18 protein-coding genes are annotated in these 19,193 nt (G+C 37.8%); 11 read left to right on the top strand and 7 right to left on the bottom strand.

The features are described from left to right. The first annotated feature begins 54 nt into the window (after positions 1-54). Genes rapZ through whiA form a run of 3 tightly spaced genes read left to right on the top strand, consistent with a single transcriptional unit; the run spans position 55 to position 2,915 of the window. Complete coding sequence (rapZ, locus tag OZX76_RS03095; protein ID WP_277180844.1) at positions 55-933, top strand: RNase adapter RapZ; 879 nt, start codon at positions 55-57, stop codon at positions 931-933. A 9-nt stretch (positions 934-942) separates the two neighbouring features. Further along, the gene (gene yvcK / locus OZX76_RS03100; RefSeq protein ID WP_277180846.1) at positions 943-1,980 is read left to right on the top strand and encodes a uridine diphosphate-N-acetylglucosamine-binding protein YvcK; all 1,038 of its coding nucleotides are present in this window, start codon (positions 943-945) and stop codon (positions 1,978-1,980) included. Then, on the top strand, positions 1,980-2,915 hold the full coding sequence (whiA, locus tag OZX76_RS03105; protein ID WP_277144623.1) for a DNA-binding protein WhiA: 936 nt from the start codon (positions 1,980-1,982) through the stop codon (positions 2,913-2,915). Before yvcK ends, whiA begins: the two co-directional genes overlap by 1 nt. Before the next feature lie 44 nt (positions 2,916-2,959). On the opposite strand, the gene clpP is transcribed toward whiA, so the two are convergent. Further along, positions 2,960-3,544 (bottom strand): ATP-dependent Clp endopeptidase proteolytic subunit ClpP, encoded by a 585-nt coding sequence (gene clpP, locus OZX76_RS03110; RefSeq protein ID WP_277180849.1) that lies wholly within the window; start codon positions 3,542-3,544, stop codon positions 2,960-2,962. A gap of 170 nt (positions 3,545-3,714) precedes the next feature. Here clpP and OZX76_RS03115 point away from each other — a divergent pair, with 170 nt between their 5' ends. Then, on the top strand, positions 3,715-5,466 hold the full coding sequence (locus OZX76_RS03115) for an SH3-like domain-containing protein (RefSeq protein ID WP_277180851.1): 1,752 nt from the start codon (positions 3,715-3,717) through the stop codon (positions 5,464-5,466). Between the two features lie 198 nt (positions 5,467-5,664). Here OZX76_RS03115 and OZX76_RS03120 read toward each other — a convergent pair whose 3' ends face one another. Continuing rightward, the gene (locus OZX76_RS03120; RefSeq protein WP_277180853.1) at positions 5,665-5,862 is read right to left on the bottom strand and encodes a hypothetical protein; all 198 of its coding nucleotides are present in this window, start codon (positions 5,860-5,862) and stop codon (positions 5,665-5,667) included. 537 nt (positions 5,863-6,399) lie between these two features. Here OZX76_RS03120 and OZX76_RS03125 point away from each other — a divergent pair. Next, entirely contained in the window at positions 6,400-7,446 is a 1,047-nt protein-coding gene (locus tag OZX76_RS03125) for a hypothetical protein (protein WP_277180855.1), read from the top strand. A 539-nt stretch (positions 7,447-7,985) separates the two neighbouring features. On the opposite strand, the gene OZX76_RS03130 is transcribed toward OZX76_RS03125, so the two are convergent. Then, positions 7,986-8,111, bottom strand: a complete 126-nt coding sequence (locus tag OZX76_RS03130) for a hypothetical protein (protein ID WP_277180857.1) — start codon at positions 8,109-8,111, stop codon at positions 7,986-7,988. 171 nt (positions 8,112-8,282) lie between these two features. On the opposite strand from OZX76_RS03130, the gene OZX76_RS03135 reads away from it, so the two are divergent. After that, positions 8,283-9,353: a hypothetical protein gene (locus tag OZX76_RS03135; RefSeq protein ID WP_277180859.1), complete on the top strand. Its 1,071-nt coding sequence runs from the start codon at positions 8,283-8,285 to the stop codon at positions 9,351-9,353. A gap of 308 nt (positions 9,354-9,661) precedes the next feature. Here OZX76_RS03135 and OZX76_RS03140 read toward each other — a convergent pair whose 3' ends face one another. Then, complete coding sequence (locus OZX76_RS03140) at positions 9,662-10,165, bottom strand: hypothetical protein (RefSeq protein ID WP_277180861.1); 504 nt, start codon at positions 10,163-10,165, stop codon at positions 9,662-9,664. 109 nt (positions 10,166-10,274) lie between these two features. On the opposite strand from OZX76_RS03140, the gene OZX76_RS03145 reads away from it, so the two are divergent. Further along, positions 10,275-10,883, top strand: coding sequence for a hypothetical protein (locus OZX76_RS03145; RefSeq protein ID WP_277180863.1), 609 nt, complete (start codon positions 10,275-10,277; stop codon positions 10,881-10,883). 82 nt (positions 10,884-10,965) lie between these two features. Here the strand turns inward: OZX76_RS03145 and OZX76_RS03150 are convergent, their stop codons facing one another. The 3 genes from OZX76_RS03150 to OZX76_RS03160 form a co-directional block, all read right to left on the bottom strand. After that, positions 10,966-11,523, bottom strand: coding sequence for a PH domain-containing protein (locus tag OZX76_RS03150; protein WP_277180865.1), 558 nt, complete (start codon positions 11,521-11,523; stop codon positions 10,966-10,968). A gap of 137 nt (positions 11,524-11,660) precedes the next feature. Next, positions 11,661-12,104, bottom strand: coding sequence for a Fur family transcriptional regulator (locus OZX76_RS03155; protein WP_277180867.1), 444 nt, complete (start codon positions 12,102-12,104; stop codon positions 11,661-11,663). 95 nt (positions 12,105-12,199) lie between these two features. Further along, on the bottom strand, positions 12,200-13,636 hold the full coding sequence (locus OZX76_RS03160; RefSeq protein WP_277180869.1) for an amino acid permease: 1,437 nt from the start codon (positions 13,634-13,636) through the stop codon (positions 12,200-12,202). A gap of 192 nt (positions 13,637-13,828) precedes the next feature. Here OZX76_RS03160 and OZX76_RS03165 point away from each other — a divergent pair, with 192 nt between their 5' ends. The 4 genes from OZX76_RS03165 (at position 13,829) to OZX76_RS03180 (ending at position 19,190) form a co-directional block, all read left to right on the top strand. Continuing rightward, positions 13,829-15,355, top strand: a complete 1,527-nt coding sequence (locus OZX76_RS03165) for an SH3-like domain-containing protein (RefSeq protein WP_277180871.1) — start codon at positions 13,829-13,831, stop codon at positions 15,353-15,355. 406 nt (positions 15,356-15,761) lie between these two features. Beyond that, on the top strand, positions 15,762-16,793 hold the full coding sequence (locus OZX76_RS03170; protein WP_277180873.1) for a sugar-binding domain-containing protein: 1,032 nt from the start codon (positions 15,762-15,764) through the stop codon (positions 16,791-16,793). 63 nt (positions 16,794-16,856) lie between these two features. Then, positions 16,857-17,873 (top strand): type I glyceraldehyde-3-phosphate dehydrogenase, encoded by a 1,017-nt coding sequence (gap, locus tag OZX76_RS03175; protein WP_277134490.1) that lies wholly within the window; start codon positions 16,857-16,859, stop codon positions 17,871-17,873. 105 nt (positions 17,874-17,978) lie between these two features. After that, positions 17,979-19,190, top strand: a complete 1,212-nt coding sequence (locus OZX76_RS03180; RefSeq protein WP_277180875.1) for a phosphoglycerate kinase — start codon at positions 17,979-17,981, stop codon at positions 19,188-19,190. Positions 19,191-19,193: the final 3 nt, after the last annotated feature.

Here is a 19,193-nt window from a genome sequence, read left to right on the forward strand (position 1 = left end):
AGGGTTATGAAACACCCGGTATGCTATAATTTAGATGATGGGAGGCTGGCTAAAATGGCTGACAAGAAAAAGCAATTGTTAATTGTCACAGGCATGAGTGGCGCCGGTAAAACGGTGACGGCGCATGCTTTAGAGGATATGGGCTATTTTGTGGTCGATAATTTGCCGCCAACGCTTCTGGGGAGTTTTTGGGATTTGATTGTAAATTCTGATGATTTCACAAAAGTTGCGGTTGTGATTGATTTACGGGTGAAAAATTTTTACCGTGATTTGCTTGATGAGGTTAATTCATTAGAAGACAACGGAACTGTGCAGACGACAATCGTCTTTTTGGATGCGTCAAACGATACATTGGTTGCGCGGTATAAGGAAACACGCAGGCTGCCGCCGCTTGCCAGTAGTGGCCGTTTGCTTGACGGGATTGAGCAAGAACGGCAAATTTTAACCGGAATCCGCAATCGCGCGAACTATATTATTGATACTTCTGAGTTAACGACTAAGCAGCTAAAACAAAAGTTGCTTAAAGAATTTAGCGATCGGCAAAGGCAGCCATTTTCGATTGAAGTGATGTCATTTGGCTTTAAGTATGGGATGCCAATCGATGCCGATATTGTAATGGACGTGCGTTTTTTGCCGAATCCATTTTATATACCAAAATTGCGGCCGTTTACCGGTTTAGACAAGCGGGTCTTTGATTACGTGATGGATAAAGAGACAACGCAGACCTTTTATGTGAAATTGCTTGACCTCTTAAAAATTGCTTTGCCCGGTTATATTAAAGAAGGCAAGGAAAAACTGACAATTGCGATTGGCTGCACGGGTGGTCAACACCGCAGCGTGGCGATTGCCCAGCAACTAGCCCGTGATTTAACTAAAGGCGGTTATCAGGTAGATATTACGCATCGTGAAATCAGTCGCTACACTAGAAAATAGGTGAATTAAATGGCGTATGGAGAAGGAAAAATTATCCGGGTAATTAAAAGTAGACGTCCTAAAGTCGTAGTTATTGGCGGCGGGACTGGCTTACCCGTAATTTTAAATGCATTAAAGGACCAGAATGCCGAAATCACGGCAATTGTGACCGTTTCGGATGATGGTGGGTCGTCAGGTTCAATTCGCAACTTTATTAATGTTGTGCCGCCCGGTGATATTCGTAATGTGCTAGTGGCTCTAAGTGATATTTCGCAAGAAGAGAAAAATATTTTTCAATACCGGTTTGATTCGTCAGACTCATTCTTTTCCGGCCATGCCATCGGTAATCTGATTATTGCAGCGCTAAATGAAATGCACGGCAATATCTTTGACGCAGTGCAGTCTTTATCCAAAATGATGCACGTTGATGGCCATGTTTTTCCTGCATCGAATGAACCTTTGACCTTAAATGCGGAATTTATTGATAGTACCAAGCAAGCTGGTGAAAAGGAAATCACTGATAAAGATAAGCGAATTAAACGCGTTTGGGTGACGGACACCAATTCTGATGATAAGCCGGAAGCGGTTTTACCGGTTTTGGCTTCCGTGATGCAGGCAGATGCTGTTGTATTGGGCCCAGGTAGTTTATTTACGTCAATTTTGCCTAATTTGATGATTCCGAATCTTGGTCAAGCGGTGCGCGAAACCAGTGCGGAAGTGATTTATATTTGTAATATTATGACGCAGTTGGGTGAGACCGATCATTTTTCTGATAGTGAGCACGTTGCGGTCATTAATAACCATCTTGGTGGCAATTATATTGATACAACGCTGGTTAATGGTGCCAAAATCGATATGAGCAAGTTTAATCCAGCAGATTACGATGCATACTTGGAACCTGTTAAGAATGACTTTGCGGGCTTGCGAGCTCAAGGCAGTCGCGTGATTACCGATGATTTCATTGACCAGCGCAGTGGTCTGGTCTTTCATGATGGTAAAAAGGTGGCGCGTGAGATTATCAGTTTGGCGTATGAAGCAATGTCCCGCAGAAAGAGGACCGATAAGTAATGGCAAGTTATGCGAGTAATGTTAAAAAGGAATTGACGGCATTGCCAATTCATCCCGAGCATGCGAAAGCAGAGCTGGCGGCATTTTTGCGAATGAATGGTGTGTTAAACTTTCACGATCATCAGTTTAGTTTGGATATTACCACAGAAAATCCGGCGATTGCGCGGCGGATTTTTTCCTTGATTAAAACCGCTTATCGCGTTGAGCCGCTGCTCATCGTGTCACGCAAGATGAAATTGAAGAAGAATAACCAATACCTTGTTCGCCTGCAAAATCATGTCCGTGAAATTTTAACCAATTTGGAGATTTTATCTGCGGAATCAGGCTTACTGACGCGAATTCCTAAGCGAATTATTACCTCTAAGGAAGGTGCAATGTCGTATTTGCGTGGTGCATTTTTGGCCAGCGGCAGCGTCAACAATCCCGAGACTAGTCGTTATCATCTGGAAATTTATTCAGCTTATGAAGATCATAATGATGATTTGCTGGAATTAATGAACCATTATTTTTTCTTGAATGCAAAAACAACTAAACGCAGGCGTGGATTTATTGTTTATCTCAAGGAAGCAGAAAAAATTGGTGATTTTCTTCATATTGTGGGCGCGTTGAATGCCATGCTAGCGTTTGAAGATTTACGGATTATGCGTGATATGCGCAACTCTGTTAATCGGCTGGTCAACTGCGATACAGCTAATTTGAAAAAAACAGCAACAGCAGCTGCCAAGCAGGTTGAAGATATTGAATTGATTGAACGCAAGAAGGGACTAGATACATTACCGGAAAAGTTGCGTGACCTGGCGCAGTTGCGGTTAACTAATCCAGAGTTATCATTAAAGGAGCTGGCAGAGCAGGTGCCAGATGGCCCAATTTCAAAATCTGGTGTTAATCACCGACTTAAAAAATTGCACGAGTTAGCAGAAACCTTAAGACAATAAAAAAGAGTTCATTTTAAAATGAACTCTTTTTTATTGTTAAGTAATTACTTTTTCTTGTTAACCATAATTTCGTCAATCAAGCCGTAATCCTTAGCTTCTTGCGCGGTCATGTAGTTGTCGCGTTCAGTGTCCTTTTGGATTTTGTCTAACGGCTGGCCGGTAGTTTCGTGGATAATGTTGTTAATCTTTTCCCGACTCTTCAAAATTTCAGTAGCAGCAATTTGAATGTCAGTTTGCTGACCCTGAGCACCACCTAAAGGTTGGTGAATTAAGACTGTCGAGTTTGGCAATGCAAACCGTTTACCTTTGGCACCACTAGTAAGTAAGATTGAAGCCATTGAAGCGGCCATCCCGATGGCAATCGTGGAAACGTCGGACTTGATAAAGTTCATTGTATCCATAATTGCCAAGCCTGAAGTGATTACACCACCGGGTGAGTTAATGTAAAGTGAAATATCTTTGGTGTTGTCTTGAGCATCAAGGAAAAGTAGTTGCGCAATAATCGTATTTGCCATATCATCGTTAATTTCGCCACTCAGCATGATAATCCGGTCTTTTAATAACCGCGAATAAATGTCGTATGCACGTTCACCGCGAGCAGTTTGTTCGATAACTGTAGGTACAAGCATATTTCTGCCTCCTAAATTTAAGTTCTAATTATTAGCACTCTAATAAGTACAGTGCTAATTAAATCACTTACATGGGTGACTGTCAATGAAAGTGTATCAATTTTGTATTTTTTGTAACGAGCTTCTTATATTACAATATAGAGAGTATATTAAATTTTGGAGGAAAGATTTTGAAGCATTTTAATAAAATAGCAACTATTATGACGACTTTGATGCTGGGAGCATCTGTCGCAACTAGCTCCCCTACGGCAGCAGTTTTTGCTGCTACAACTGACTCTGATGCACCTGCTTCAGATACCAGTGCAAATTCCAATTCGAATTCTGTGAATAGGCCTGACGACTCAAAGGATACAACTGGCACTAATACACCAGATGCAGATAAGCCGGCCGATAATACTAAGCCTGATGACACATCGAACGCTGCAGATACTGATAAACCAAAAAAGCATAAAGCTAAGCCAAAGCAAAAGGTTACTGGTTATTCAATGATGACCAAGGTTGCTGGTAACAAGAATTATAAGGTTTGGAAGACAGTTTCTGACGGTAAGGTTCACACTAAAGTTGCCGACGGTAAGATTTACCAATACAATCACATTCAGTCAGATCAATTGATTGAGACCAAGAAGGCCCGTTATTGGCGAATTTATGTTGACGGTCGTGAAGTTGGTTATGTCAACGAAAATTATTTTGCTAAAAATCAGATTGCAGTACCGAAGACAGTTTCTTTAGTACGGAATGATAACTATGACTTTTTCTCATCTGACGCTATTTCCTATGTTACTAACAGCATGGGAACTGTCATTGATAGCAGTCAAGTTAAAATTTCTAAGCAAGACATTTCTTGTAGTAAGGCTAAAACTTATAAAGTTAAATACAGTTATGGCTCAGCCAAAGCTACAGTTAAGGTAACGGTAAGAAAGAGTACCAGTGAAGGAATTGTTGATCCCAACGATTATGCTTCTGTGACTGGACAACCTGGTACTGAGGATTATAAGAGCTGGAAAAAGCACTATGGTTCCTCAGTTAATTACATTAGTCCAACTGAGTATACCCCAGAAACTGAGTCTCATACTTTAAGTAGTAACGGCTTGACATTGAAGACCAAGTTTTATCAACCAGTGTTACTAAGTGTTAAAGATCCATCCGATGATAACATTAACCGTGTGGGTCATATTCCAGAAGGGATGACGGTTTCTAATGGTTGGGCTTACACGAGTTTATTAAGTCACACCAACTTAATGTCAGGACATGTTGTTGGTTATGATTTAAATAAGTTAAAAAGTCCATATAATGCTCAGCACCTGCTCGATATGTCGCAAACTGATTTTAATAATTATGTAAAGCATATCAAGGTTAGTCAATATATTCCGATTGGCCACGGTCAAGCAATGGGCGCAAGCAATAAATATATTTACGTGATTAACAATGATCATACACAAAAGGAAAGTACTGACTCAGTTGAATTGGTACAAATTCGCAAGAGTGATATGCAAATTAATAAGATTTGGACTTTTAAGACCTGGATTGGTGACGATTCACAACCGCGTTATTTCCAAAATGGTGTTGTAATGTCTGATACTGACATGTACACTGTTTATCACGATGCCAAGAACAAGTGCTATGAGTACTGGGAATTGCAACGCAAAGGTGATAATTGGTACCCAAAGCTTGTTGGTAAGACCAATGGTAATTTTGTTAGTAACGGTGCCCCAGTTCAGGGCTTTGCCTATGATCCCGTTAACCAAAGGTTCTACTTGGGCTTTAACGATTTGATCTTTAAGATGAGTCGCGATGGTGCGATTAAGCAGGCTTACCAATTTGACACTGGTCGTGAGATTGAGGGCATGTCAGTTAGTGATAATCAGTTATACGTTAACTTGGCCCAACGTGCAGAATTGTTGGTTAGCATGAATATTAACTAAAAAAGTAAGAGCTGTAAGCTCTTATTTTTTTGCTTCAATTTATTTGATAGATTAGATAATTGATTTTGGAGAAATTAAAATTGTTCGCCTGGTTTCTACATGCTATAATATAGCTGTAAATAAAAAGAAGCCCTGTTAGCGTAGGACTTCTTTGAACAAGCAACTCCGCTTTTAAGAGCGGTGGCTAGTTATAGTTTTTTAGACTATCCCATAACCTTTGAAGTTATAAGTGGGACGGTTTTTCACTTTAAAATTTTTTAAAGCAAGCTTTAGTTCATCAAGTGCTTTGATTAACTCGGTGGCATTATCAGTTAACTTGATTAAGCTACTGATAATTTCAGCCAATGTCCAAATAATCATTGCGAGTGATAGACTAAAAGCAATAACAATATCCAAGGTGGATACCCGACTAATCCTTTCTGTAGGATTCTGTAGTTTATAGTTGTTACACCATAAGCACCACTTCCTTAGGTTAGAAATTAGTCACCGCAATCTAGCTTATACTCATGCTTATTTAATTATAGCAAAATAACATTAAAATTGGACAGATAATTTTATAATGAGCTGACTCATTCTCTTACCAAGCAGCGTTATACTATTAATTTTGCAAGAACTAAGTGATACTTGGTTCCTGTTTTGTTGCCTAATTTTTGAAATAAATATTGAACAAAGATTATATGAGGTGAATACTAAAATATTTATGTATATCTATACCAAATACTTTATAATATTAATATAGGATATAAAAGTGGGGGGGTAAACATGATATTAAACAGTAGATTTTTATATGACTCAAACTGGAAAAGGAAAGAACTAAAAATATAAAAAGAAAGGCGTAAGCAATTAAAAAGAAGAAAGAAAGTAGTTATTAAAAAGATAAGCAACAATAAACTTGAAAATGAAGTTAATGAATTAGAAAGAAAGGCTAAATCAATGACGGAAGATACCGAAGATAGTGAAACTAAATCTACCCCTAGATCATGTACTGGGAAATTGAAAGATACATCTCATAGTGATGACAATTCAGTTTCAACTAATGAAAAAACTAAAACTAAAAATAAAAATAATGATGATGATAATGATAACTCTCCTGAAGAAGATAATCACAAGAAACCGAAGTTACCATGCTATAAGCATAAATGCGTAGAAGTAACACTTTATATAATATACATAGTCACCGGTATTATATGTATATGTACTGATCACTTTAAACGATTTGGGTTATTTATAAGAAGATTATGGTATTTTTTTTCAAGTACTAATATTGGCTTTTGTACTATTTTACTAGTAATTTTTATTCTTACTGTTTGGTGTTATCATAAAGATTGGTTTAAAAAGAAGGTAAGCACTAATAGTCAAAATAAAGAGAGTGAACAATTACGATATCAACAATTACGTAAAAGAGAAAATCTAGCTAATAGAAAGATAACTAATAATAATCTTGAAATTAAGGTTAATAAATTAGAGAAAATAGCTAAATATGACAATCTTAAAGCTATGGCTACAACGAAGAAAACTAAATCTAAGAATTTAAAAGTAGAGAACAATGATAAAGCTGATGAATATTATAGAAATTGGTGCGATGTATGGCTTTCACGTACTGAAGGAATTTCGGTACTTATTGCCATATTTTCGCTCACTGTGCCGTCCAAAAATAATTGGGGACAATTATTAACATTAGCAATTTTAAGTGGAATATCTATAGGTTCAATCTGGTTCTTTTCAAGACAAGAGCACATAAAAGAAGTAATTGCATATGACAAGAATGCAAAAATTAAATTTATTAATATATTTTTAATTACTTTATTGATAATTGACTTGGTGTGTTTTTTATATTTAAGTTTTGGTCTTGGAAATACAGGTGTAATAGCAGCAGGTGTATTTATAACTGCTGTAATAACATTTTATAGTCTAAAAAAGCATAGCGAGACAGTGAGAAAAAATATAAATAACCACATAGAAAATAAAGATAATAAGTAATTGATATAAATACTGTAATTTTTAAAATACATCACTTTTAAAATTTTAAAAGTGATGTTCAAAAACGTCTCAACTATAGATAGTCGAGACGTTTTTATGTGTTTGCTCTCTTTCAACCCTAATTATCTATCGTATATTTATGCAAAAAATATTAAATAGCCATTTAAATACGCTGATATGTATATTATACTGGACAGGTAAGGCAAAACCAATCATTAAATAGCTAAGAAATTAACTATTTAGTCAAACAAATGAAGTCAAAGCCGTTGGACATATCAGCTTCAGCTAAACTTAAGATTTAGGTTTAGTAGCTGCCTTTTTTGACAATTTAATAAGATGGGGTAGCACCCCTTAGAGTGATAATCGTTAAATTACATTTATTATTTTAGCATACTCATGGTACCAAAATAATAGGTGTAAACTTGTGCCGATAAACAATTATCAGTAGAAGTTTGCACCTATTAATTAAATGTAATAAAAAATAGTTGAGCTAACACTACTAAAACTGTTAGTTCAACTATTTTCTTGAGAAAGAGTAACTATTGGCAAGCCGCCATTACCAAATTAGGATTCGCAAAATTCATAATTGGTACTGAGCCACTTAAAAGAACTAACGAGGTTAAAGCTGTACCAACTTTAGCCAAAGTTTTCTTTACCGTATGCATAGTTACCCGCCTTCCTTTTCTCTAATATGGTCAATAATAACACAATTATGAACGGATTACACAATGAGTTTTTAATAATTTTTCGCACTGACATATTAATGAATACAAGCTTGTACTAATAATTCATTTATTAGCAGAATTTTATATTTATTAGAAAGAAGTTTATCAACTATGAAAATTAAAAATAAAATTACCACTTTGGCACTATTGAGTGTCTTAACACTAGGTACGACAAGTGCTATTGCGCCTGTACAATCAATAAAGGCTGATTCAATCCATGCTACTGATTCACGCTGGCTAGTTACACAAAACAATTGTGTAAATAATGTAGAAGCCAATTATGGCAAAGTAACCGCCCATCAATGGGACTTATTAAAAGATAAGCGTTCAGATTACAAAAAAAGTAAAAGTGCTGATTTTGATGGCATGAATCCTAAATGGGCTACTAGTAAAGATTTAGCCAAATATGCTAAAACTGCTAATGAACCAGGCTGGCATTTCTTTAACCATCACCGTTATGCTCGCTGGTGGGGCTTGGGCGCCTTTGGCGTTAATGTAAAAATCAATGTCAATGCTGCCAACGGGTATCATGAATATAATCATGATACCCGTTATTTTTGTTCCACTTATGATCAATGGTATGACTTCTCGCCATCAGGTTTAGGTGCGCCCCAAGATATGGGCCGCACCCCTGCATTTAGGTATGGTGGATTAATGATTCGTGGAGCTGGCCAGTTTAATGGTACGCCTTATGTTTTAGTAACTCAAAACCAAATTGAAGATAAATATGATACGTCCGCATTTAGTGCCGTACCGCTGCAAGATATTACGGTACCTTATGGTATGAAAATGACTGGTAACATTACGGGTTATTTACTTGATGGCTTTGATGAAGAAACTGGTGGTGCTATTAATAACTTACATAAAACTACTATCAAAAATAACTTGTTTTATGAAAGCGCTACAGTTTCCAAAAATGAGCGTAAACATAGTAAGGAACTATTAGTAGCCTTAGATACGCCTTATAAATTAGATGATGGTAAAAACTATTATTTAGCTTATGAAGATGTTGTCAATGGTAGCAGTTCTTATGGCTTATTAATTCCAGAAGATCAATTATCTAAACTAGTACCTCACAAAGTTTATTATCAACACGTTGGCTCATTTACAAAGACTAAAGGAACTAATAGCTACAATACGTTTAAGCCCAAGCATAAATATATCAGTGGCTGGGATAACTAAACAACAAAAAAAGCCACTCATTTTGAGTGGCTAATGATTAAATATAAATTGGACTATGAAAAATAAACTACTAACTTCTTACATTTTAATAATCTGGTCAAACTGGGTTAACCAATTTATTATTTGCGTCATCGGCTAATGAACGAATATTTTGGTTGTGATTATTGATGGATTGGGGTCGTAGTAGCCTAATCCATCCCCATAATAAAAATAGCAGCAGCGTTGCGGCTCACGTTTAGTGAAAGCCGCAGAACGCTGCTGCTATTTATTTTAAATAATTATCTTGTTATTTAGCGACCAGTATCTTCTTACTCAACTAACTTCAACTTATTCTTAGCCGTTTTCTCAAGTATGAATAAACTAGGAGTACTATATACTTTTGGTAGCATCAAATCTTTAGCAACTTTATTAATATTAATATTTTTATTTGCAGCTACAACATAGACTAAATGATGCTGCTTAACGTCTGCCTTAATGCGATCACGAAGTTCAAATCTGGATTCATAACAGCGCGAACAGGTATCACGATAAACAATTACATTAATCTTCGTTTTAGGTTTTGCCTGTAAACAAGCAGTAATAAACTTAGGATCAACTTTATCATTATAAAAGGCTACTCGTGGACCATAATTTACACTCTTAAGAACTTTAGTTACACCATTTTTAGGTAAAGTCGTGTTAACAGTAGGTGGTTTGGGCCCACTTTCATGTGTTACAATCGCGCTTACGCTAACAATCCCAATTATTAATACTAGAATTGCCGCAATAACATAGCCTTTATGCTTGAGTAATTGTTTACCAGTTTTTTTCATTATCCTGACCTTTCATTATTTTTTTATCAGTAATATACTATATTGTACCAATTAATAAATCTGTTATACAGCATTTATTAAAGTTTTATTTTGAAGAGAGTTAATTTAGATGAAACAATATTTTAGTAATTTTGCTATTCACTTACGCTGGGGTAATCAGGCACTACTTATTTTGGGTATTTTAGTAATATTATTCGTGATTGCCATTATTGGTTTAGTTTATTTTATGCGTAAAAGTAAGTATCTTGGTGCTGTCATAGCATTTACTATTAGCATTGTGCTGATTATCAGTAGCCTAATTATTATTCCCAGGACAGCAGTTACACCTAATATGGCACAGAATATCTTAGATGATGAAAAGACTGTTAGACAAGACGCCGTGCGCATTGGGAAGAATACCAAGGATGACATTCGTAGACGGCCTAATATTAATACCTTACCCGAGAATTTCAAAACTTCTAATTTACACGTTACCAAAGAAGATGTCATGTACAATCGTTATCGTAGTAAGATTGCAATGTCACGGTCTTATAACTTAATGCACGTAGTTGTGGAAGCCTATCTTCGCCCAAGCATATACGATTCTTATGCTGGTAAACCGATTAAAGATAAGAAATTCGAAAAAGATATGCATAATTATTTCCAGATGATTAACACTTATAATCTCTACGCGCCAGTAGAACACAAAAAGCAAATTTATGCTGACGGTTTAGATTAAAGTCAAAACAAAAAAAGCGGCAGTAACCGCGGTCTCAAAAAAAGTGAACCACGGTGCTGCCGCTCTTTTTTATAGTTTAAGGCTATAAATTAAGCAATTGCTTCTTTTTAGCATCAAATTCAGCTTGGGTAATAATGCCATCATCTAATAAACCCTTTAATTCACGAAGTTTACTTAAAGAGTCATTTTCGGTAGGTGCGGCAGTTACTGGACTTTGACCACGATTTTTATATGCAGCCACAGCATTCTTAATCGCTTTCGCCATCGTTGAAACCGTATCTGCTCTAACTTTCTTTACTAGTAAGTGTTGATTACCACTAGCTATGCTAATGTCACCTTCAAAGATTCTTTTCTTGAAAGAAACCCCAGTGATTGAATCTAATCCAACTTCCGATTGGTTAGATCCAAAAAGGAAGCGTTTACTAAGAAAGATTACACGTTTATTAGTACATACTATTAATTCAACGGTACCATCACCCAAATCATCGCTATCTAGGCTACCACTTGTTGCATATTTAATGACTTCATCGTCATCCATTATTTTGGACAGCAATTTTACTTCACTTTTGGCACTAAACGAAAATACAAGTTTAGGTACACCTGCATTTTTTAATTGTTGTTCAACTGTTTCCAAATCCATTCTAATATATTCTCCTAAGTTTAAACTTGATATTTACTGGTAATATACTTCTCAACAAGTATAGATTTAGCAACATTAGAATGTCAATGTGCTTTTCTGCTTCAATATAGCCTGAGTAATTTTAAGTTGATTAATTTTTACTTTTTCTTTTGACAAGCAGGGCATAATCCAAAGATTTCCAAATGGCTGGCTGAGCTCACAAAACCAGTTTGATTTTCAGCCTCAAGTCGCATTTGGTCTTCAATTGCGCGAAAATTGGGATAAAAAACATCAGCAATTTTACCGCAATTAGTACAGATAATATGAAAGTGTGGCTTAACAAAGTAGTCGTAGTGCGATGAGTTATCACCGTTCTTGATTTCAATTACAATGCCGGCTTCTACTAATTTCTTTAAAGTATTGTATATCGTTGCCCGATAAGTTGGAATTATATCACTACTGACTGCTTGATAAATCATTGCCGCTGTTGGGTGATTATGGTGCGACATCAAATATGTTAAAATTTTCAATCGCGGATGTGTGACTTTTAAGTGGTGCTGACGCAGCAATTGTTCTGCCTTACTAGCTTGCTTTGTGGTCAAAGATAATCATCTCCCTCATCTTTTTGTCTTTAGTGTATCATTTTTTGCTAATAAAAAGCCGCCCAAAAAGGGCGGCGAGATAATTTTACCATAGGTTACATTTTGGCATCTTGATGACGCTTGATTGTTGGTAAAATTAAACCAAGCAGGAACAGGACAATTGGCGTTGCAATATTTAATGTCAATGTAAATGGATCAGGTGAGTACATCCCCATGATACAACATGCAGTTGTAACGGCAAAGCACCAGATACCAGCTGTAAATGCTAGACCTTGGTGAGTTGTCATTTGGTAAGTATTGCCAGTAATAAATTTCTTATATTGTTTACGCAATGCAACGTAAGCAGCAAAGATCCATAGGTAACGAACTGGCATAACAATTGAATTTAGTTTAACCAGCTGAGCCATTACTGCCTGAGCATTTGGCATCAAGATTTGCAGGATAATTAAGCCACCAGATAAGATAACAATTAACCAGATACCATTGATATATGCACCGTGCTTATTTAATTTGAGTAATTTATTAGGGATAAAGTCTTTAGCTTCTTTACTTCCTAAGAGCATTCTCAATGGCGCATCAATACTGATAACTAAAGTTGAAAACTGCCCGATAACATTGCACCAAGCATAAATATACATGAACAAACCGCCGACGCGATAGTATTGTCCCAGCTTGTTAAAGGCCATGTAAGGACCATTAGAAATGTATTCGTTCAGATGGCTGCTGACAATTTTAGGATCGAACATCATTGCCATAGCAATGGTACCTAAAATTGCTGAAACCATAACCATTACGGCCAGACCAATCATCGCTTTTGGAAAGTTCTTAGATGGGTCTTTCAGGTTGTTAACGTATGGTGAAATTTTCTCAGCACCACCAACGGCGAAAACTAGAATTGATAACGAGGTGAAATATTTCATGTTAAAAGTTGGCATGAAATTCTTCCAGTTCCAACTAATGTTGAAGTAGCCGGCATGCGGATTAATCACAGGTGCTGCAAACATCATGATGATGAATAAAATCGACATCACAAACATTGAAGTACCAGCGATTGTTGAGAGGGTCTTGATGACCGGTACGCCGCGGCTGGCAACCCAGCAGAAGAACAGGAAGACGGCAAGTGTGGCAAGTTGCGTCCAAGCCGTTGGCACGCTGTCGTACCAGTTGGTATTGCCGAAGATGCCCCAAGCCATTCCTCTTAGCCCACCCGTACCTTTACTAGAAATATAAACGATGTGGACAGCCCAGAAGGTCCAACCAGCGTAGTAGGCCCATTTTGGCCCCATTGTTGCGTTAACCCAGGAGGCAACACCACCTTCGGAATCTTTGAAAACGGAACCGAGTTCACCAACCATTAAGGCATAAGGAATAAAGAATAGCAGGAAGATCATAATCCAGCTAAAGATAACGTGGGTTCCATCGAAGTAGACAAAGCCGTTAACAACGTTCCCAAAGCTCCAAACGATGGAGAAGGCCATTGTTGCTAAGGTTGTCCACAACATTTTCTTGGAATTATCGTGTGTTTCAGTCATGAAATAATATTCTCCTTTCAGATAATTATTAATATTGTACACTAGGCTAACCTAAAAAGCTCTCATTTTTCATAAGTTAACAAGTACATTATGGCTTTTACTTGAAAAATTATATAACGCAAGTAACTATTGCAGAAGACTTATAATTGTGCAAGACTATCTTTATATTGTTAACTAGAGAGTAGGAAAATTATGAAAAAGAGACAAGTTGGGAAAAGTTTACTTACTGGTGCAATTATTGCAACTAGCTTATTTGCCTGTGGTAATTATCGCTCGGTAACCGCTAAAAGCTACAAAAAGGCGGTAACCAAAGTTGCAGGGAGTGGCAACTATACGGTTTATCATCATGCTTCTAAAAAGGGCCCAGCTGGTGCATTTACCTCAACTAAGTATTTTAAACATGCCAATTTGCAGGCAAAAAAGTCGGTAGCAACTAAAAAGGGTAAGTTTTGGCAAATTATTGTTTACGGTCGCACTGTTGGTTGGGTTAACCAGAATTTTTTTGCTAGAAACAAGATTGCGGTTGCTAAAAAAGTCAGTTTGGTTGAAAACAGCAATTATGAGTTTGAAACGCGGGATGCAATTAGCGTGGCGGCAGACAGCCAGGGAACAGCAATCAATCCTAGTAAGGTTAAGGCTTCACCAGCTAAAATTGATACGGATAAGCCAGGAACAACCACTGTTCATTTTCAATATGGCAGTGCCAAGGCTAGCGTTGAGGTAATGGTGCGTGATGATTCAGATGAGGGGGTTGCACGCGCTGACCAGACGCCGCAGAGTGGCCCAACGGCAGTGTCAACTTGGAAAGGAAGTTCTAAGTCATCATCACGTAATTGGAATGCCAAGCACCATTATGGTTTTGAAACAAAGTCGGACACGTTTAAGGCTGGAAATTTAACGCTGAAAACCAAGCTTTACCAACCACGTTTTGTCAGTTTGGACTACAACAAGGCAGCAGATAAGATGGGACAGGTGGGCGTAATTCCTGAAGGGATTACTGTTAACGGTAACAACTTTACGGTTGCAGTTTTCAATAATAGTAGTGATTTAAAGGGACATTTAGTGTCTTATGATTTAGGGCATATTAATAAATATCGTGCGCAAAATCTGCCTGGATTAGGCTGGTCAACTTTTAAAAAGTACGCAGCCCACATTAAAGTCAGTCCTTATATTAAATTAGGTCATGGTCAATCACTGGGGTCTTCTAGCAAGTATCTTTATGTGATGGCAAATAACAATAAGATGGGTAATTCGAAAGCTTCTGAAGAAATTTTGCAAATTCGTAAGTCGGATATGAAGATTAATCAGATTTGGTCATTCAAGATTTGGAATGGCTCATCAGCGCGTTACATTCATAATGCAACTTTTAGTGGTGATAACACAATGTACTGCTTGTTCCACAATGCAAGTAACGGTCGTTATGAATATTGGAAGGTAACTAGAAGTGGCGACACTTGGACACCAGTTGAAGTTGGCGCAACGCAAAGCAACTTTATTGGCAATGGCTCACCGGTTCAAGGTTTTACTTATGATAGTGGACATCAGCAGTTCTATATCGGCTTTAACGATTACCTATTCCGCGTTGGTGTAGATGGAACTTATAAAGGTAAAAACCATTTGCACGTTAAACGGGAAATTGAAGGCTTATCGGTTTCTGGAAGCAAGCTTTACGTTGAATTTGCGCAGCGTGGCGAGTTAACGGTTGGAAAAACAAAATAAACAAATGAAAAAAAGCAGCTTTATTACAAAGCTGCTTTTTAGTATGGGTCCCCTGAGAGTCGAACTCAGATTTTAAGAACCGGAATCTTACGTGCGATCCATTACACTAAGGACCCAATTAGCACAACAACAAGTATACCAGAAAGAAAGAAAAAATAAAAATATTTTTTGTAAAAATTCGTTAAAAAGTTATCCTGCCGGTCTAAATTCTGGTATTTTATAGCAATTTAATAATTAATATTTCACTTGAATTATTTTCAAAGCATTGTTATACTGTAATTGTCGATTGAGGAATAGCAGATTTTATATTTAACAAGTCTATATTTCTCTTATATTTTTAAGCAATCTGGGACAGTAAATGACACATATTGGGTCATGATTGTCCCAGTAGGAAGGAGCGAAGGCGATGTACTCGGAATTCCCAGTGCTTGAAGCTCTCGTTCCTGATATTTTAAAAGTGTTTCGACAAAGGTATCTTGTCCTTGAGCAGATTTCGCTTAATGCACCGATTGGTCGCAGAAGCGTAGCACAAGCTTTAGGACTTTCCGAAAGAAACGTGCGAACAGAAACGGAGTATCTTCGTGATCTTGGTTTAATTGAAATCAAGAGCTTTGGCATGTTTATGACGGAAAAAGGCAAGAAGACCTTGCAGGATGCAGCTCCATTGATTGATCGGCATTTCAATGCCCGCAAGACAGAGATTGAGTTAGCACACAAGTTAGGTATTGAACGGACAATTATTGTTCCGGGCGATAGTGACTTGCAGGAACGAGTTTATGAGCGCATGGGTGAAGAACTTAGTTCAGCTTTAAATCTGCTTTTGCCGCTGGGTAAGTCAATCATTACTGTTCTAGGTGGTGTTGCTCTTGCAAAGTCTGCGAAGTACTTGTCTAAGAACTTGAGCGATAATCGGCAGTTGGAATTTGTTCCGGGGCGCGGAGCCTTGGGCGAGAATGTTGCGATTCAAAGTAACACTATTGTTCAAGAAATGGCCGTTAAAACCGGCGGTAAATATAAGACTTTATACTTACCTGAACAAATTTCGACTCAAGCTTACAAGTCACTCATTAGAGAGTCGACTTTTGCCGATGTTCTAGAAGACATTGCCAAAAGCGATGTCGTCATTCATGGCATTGGCTTAGCTCATGATATGGCTCGGCGCAGAGGGTATGATTCGATTCGTTTATCCGAATTGCGCGAAAAAAAGGTGGTCACCGAATGTTTCGGGTGTTTCTTTGATGGCCGAGGAAAGATTGTCGACCGCGTGCAACAGGTTGGCTTGCAGTTTGAGAATCTAAATAAAATCCCGCACATATTTGCCTTTGCTTGTGGCAACCGTAAGGCTCAAGCAATCAAAGCTTATATGCCTAATGCTCCTCATCAAACCTGGTTAATTACTGATGAAGGAGCCTCAAATAAGATTTTAAAGGGGATTTGAGTCTCATTTAAAATAAATTGGTGTTTACAATTCTTACATAGTTCTTAAGGAGGACTTTAGAATATGACAGTTAAAATTGGTATTAACGGCTTTGGCCGTATCGGTCGTTTAGCATTCCGTCGGATCATGGATTTGGGCGAAAAGTCAAAGGATATTGAAGTTGTTGCTATTAACGACTTGACTACCCCTGCACTTTTGGCACACTTATTGAAGTATGACTCAACTCATGGTACTTTCAACCACGAAGTTTCAGCAACTGAAGACTCAATCGTTGTTGATGGTAAGAAATACCGCGTATACGCTGAACCACAAGCACAAAACATTCCTTGGGTTAAGAACGACGGTGTTGACTTTGTTCTTGAATGTACTGGTTTCTACACCAGCAAGGCTAAGTCACAAGCTCACCTTGACGCTGGCGCTAAGAGAGTCTTGATTTCAGCTCCTGCTGGCAACGACTTGAAGACCATTGTTTACTCAGTAAACGATGACACTTTGGATGCAAACGACAAGATCGTTTCAGCTGGTTCATGTACTACTAACTCATTGGCTCCAATGGTTGATGCTTTACAAAAAGAATTTGGCATCAAGGTAGCTACTATGACTACTATTCACGCTTACACTTCAACCCAAATGATCTTGGATGGACCTGTTCGTGGTGGTAACTTACGTGCTGCTCGTGCTGCTGCAGCTAACATTATTCCTCACTCAACTGGTGCTGCTAAGGCTATTGGTCTTGTTGTTCCAGAATTGAACGGTAAAGTTAACGGTCACGCACAACGTGTTCCAGTTGTTGATGGTTCATTGACTGAATTAGTTTCAATCCTTGACAAGAAGGTTACTGCTGATGAAGTTAACGCAGCAGTTAAGAAGTACGAAAGTCCTTCATTTGCATACAACGATGACGAAATCGTTTCAAGCGATGTTATCGGTATGACTGCTGGTGCCATTTATGACCCAACTCAAACTATGGTAACTACTGCAGGTGACAACCAATTAGTTAAGACTGTTTCATGGTATGACAATGAATACTCATTCACTTGCCAAATGATTCGTACTTTGTTGAAATTTGCTACTCTTTAATCATTAATTTTTGATTACTGCTGATAGTAAAAAGAGAAGGCGGAGGGAGATTCTTCCTTCCGCCTTTTTTTGAAAGAAAAATAATTGAGTTATCGGAGGATATAGATGGCTAAATTAATTATTTCAGATTTAGATGTTAAGGGTAAAAAAGTTTTAGTTCGTGTTGACTTTAATGTTCCGATTAAAGATGGCGTGATTGGTGATGACAACAGAATTGTTGCCGCATTGCCAACAATTAAATATATTATCGAACATGGTGGTAAGGCAATCTTACTTAGTCACTTGGGCCGGGTTAAGTCTGACGATGATAAAAAAGAATTATCACTTAAACCAGTTGCTGAACGCTTGAGTGAACTCTTGAAGAAGCCTGTAACTTTTGTACCTGCAAATGAAGGTCAAGAAGTTGAAGACGCAATCAATAAGATGAATGATGGCGATGTTGATGTTCTTGAAAATACTCGTTTCCAAGATATTGACAACGACTTTGGTAAGCGTGAATCTAAGAATGATCCTAAGCTTGGTGAATACTGGGCAAGTCTTGGTGACATGTACGTTAATGATGCCTTTGGTACCGCGCACAGAAGTCATGCTTCTAACGTCGGAATTGCTGAAGCAATGAAGAAGGCTGGTAAGCCAGTTGCCGCTGGTTACTTGATGGAAAAGGAAATCAAGTTTTTAGGCGATGCTGTTGCTAACCCAGTTCACCCATTTGTAACTATTTTGGGTGGTGCTAAGGTTTCAGACAAGATTGACGTAATTACTAACTTAATTCCTAAGTCAGACCATATTTTAATCGGTGGTGGGATGGCTTATACCTTCTTAGCTGCCCAAGGTCACGATATTGGTAAATCATTGTTTGAGCCAGACAAGGTTGAATTAGCTAAGCAATTGCTTAAAGATGCTGATGGCAAGATTGTTTTACCAGTAGATAACTTAGCTGCAACCGAATTTTCTAACGATGCTTCTCGTGAAGTTGTTGGTGACGATATTCCTGACAACATGATGGGTCTTGACATCGGTCCTAAGACTGTTGACAAATTCAAGGAAATCTTGAAGGATGCTAAGACTGTCGTTTGGAACGGACCAATGGGTGCCTTTGAAATGTCCAACTTTGCTAAAGGTACTTTGGAAGTTGGTAAGGCTTTGGCAGATCTTAAAGATGCCACAACCATCATTGGTGGTGGGGACTCAACTGCCGCTGCTAAGCAATTAGGGATTGCACCTAAGATTACCCACATCTCAACTGGTGGTGGCGCAAGTTTGCAATACCTTGAAGGTAAGGAATTACCGGGAATTGCCTGCATTTCAGACAAGTAAATT

It is taken from the genome of Lactobacillus sp. ESL0677 (assembly GCF_029392875.1).
Classification (GTDB): domain Bacteria; phylum Bacillota; class Bacilli; order Lactobacillales; family Lactobacillaceae; genus Lactobacillus.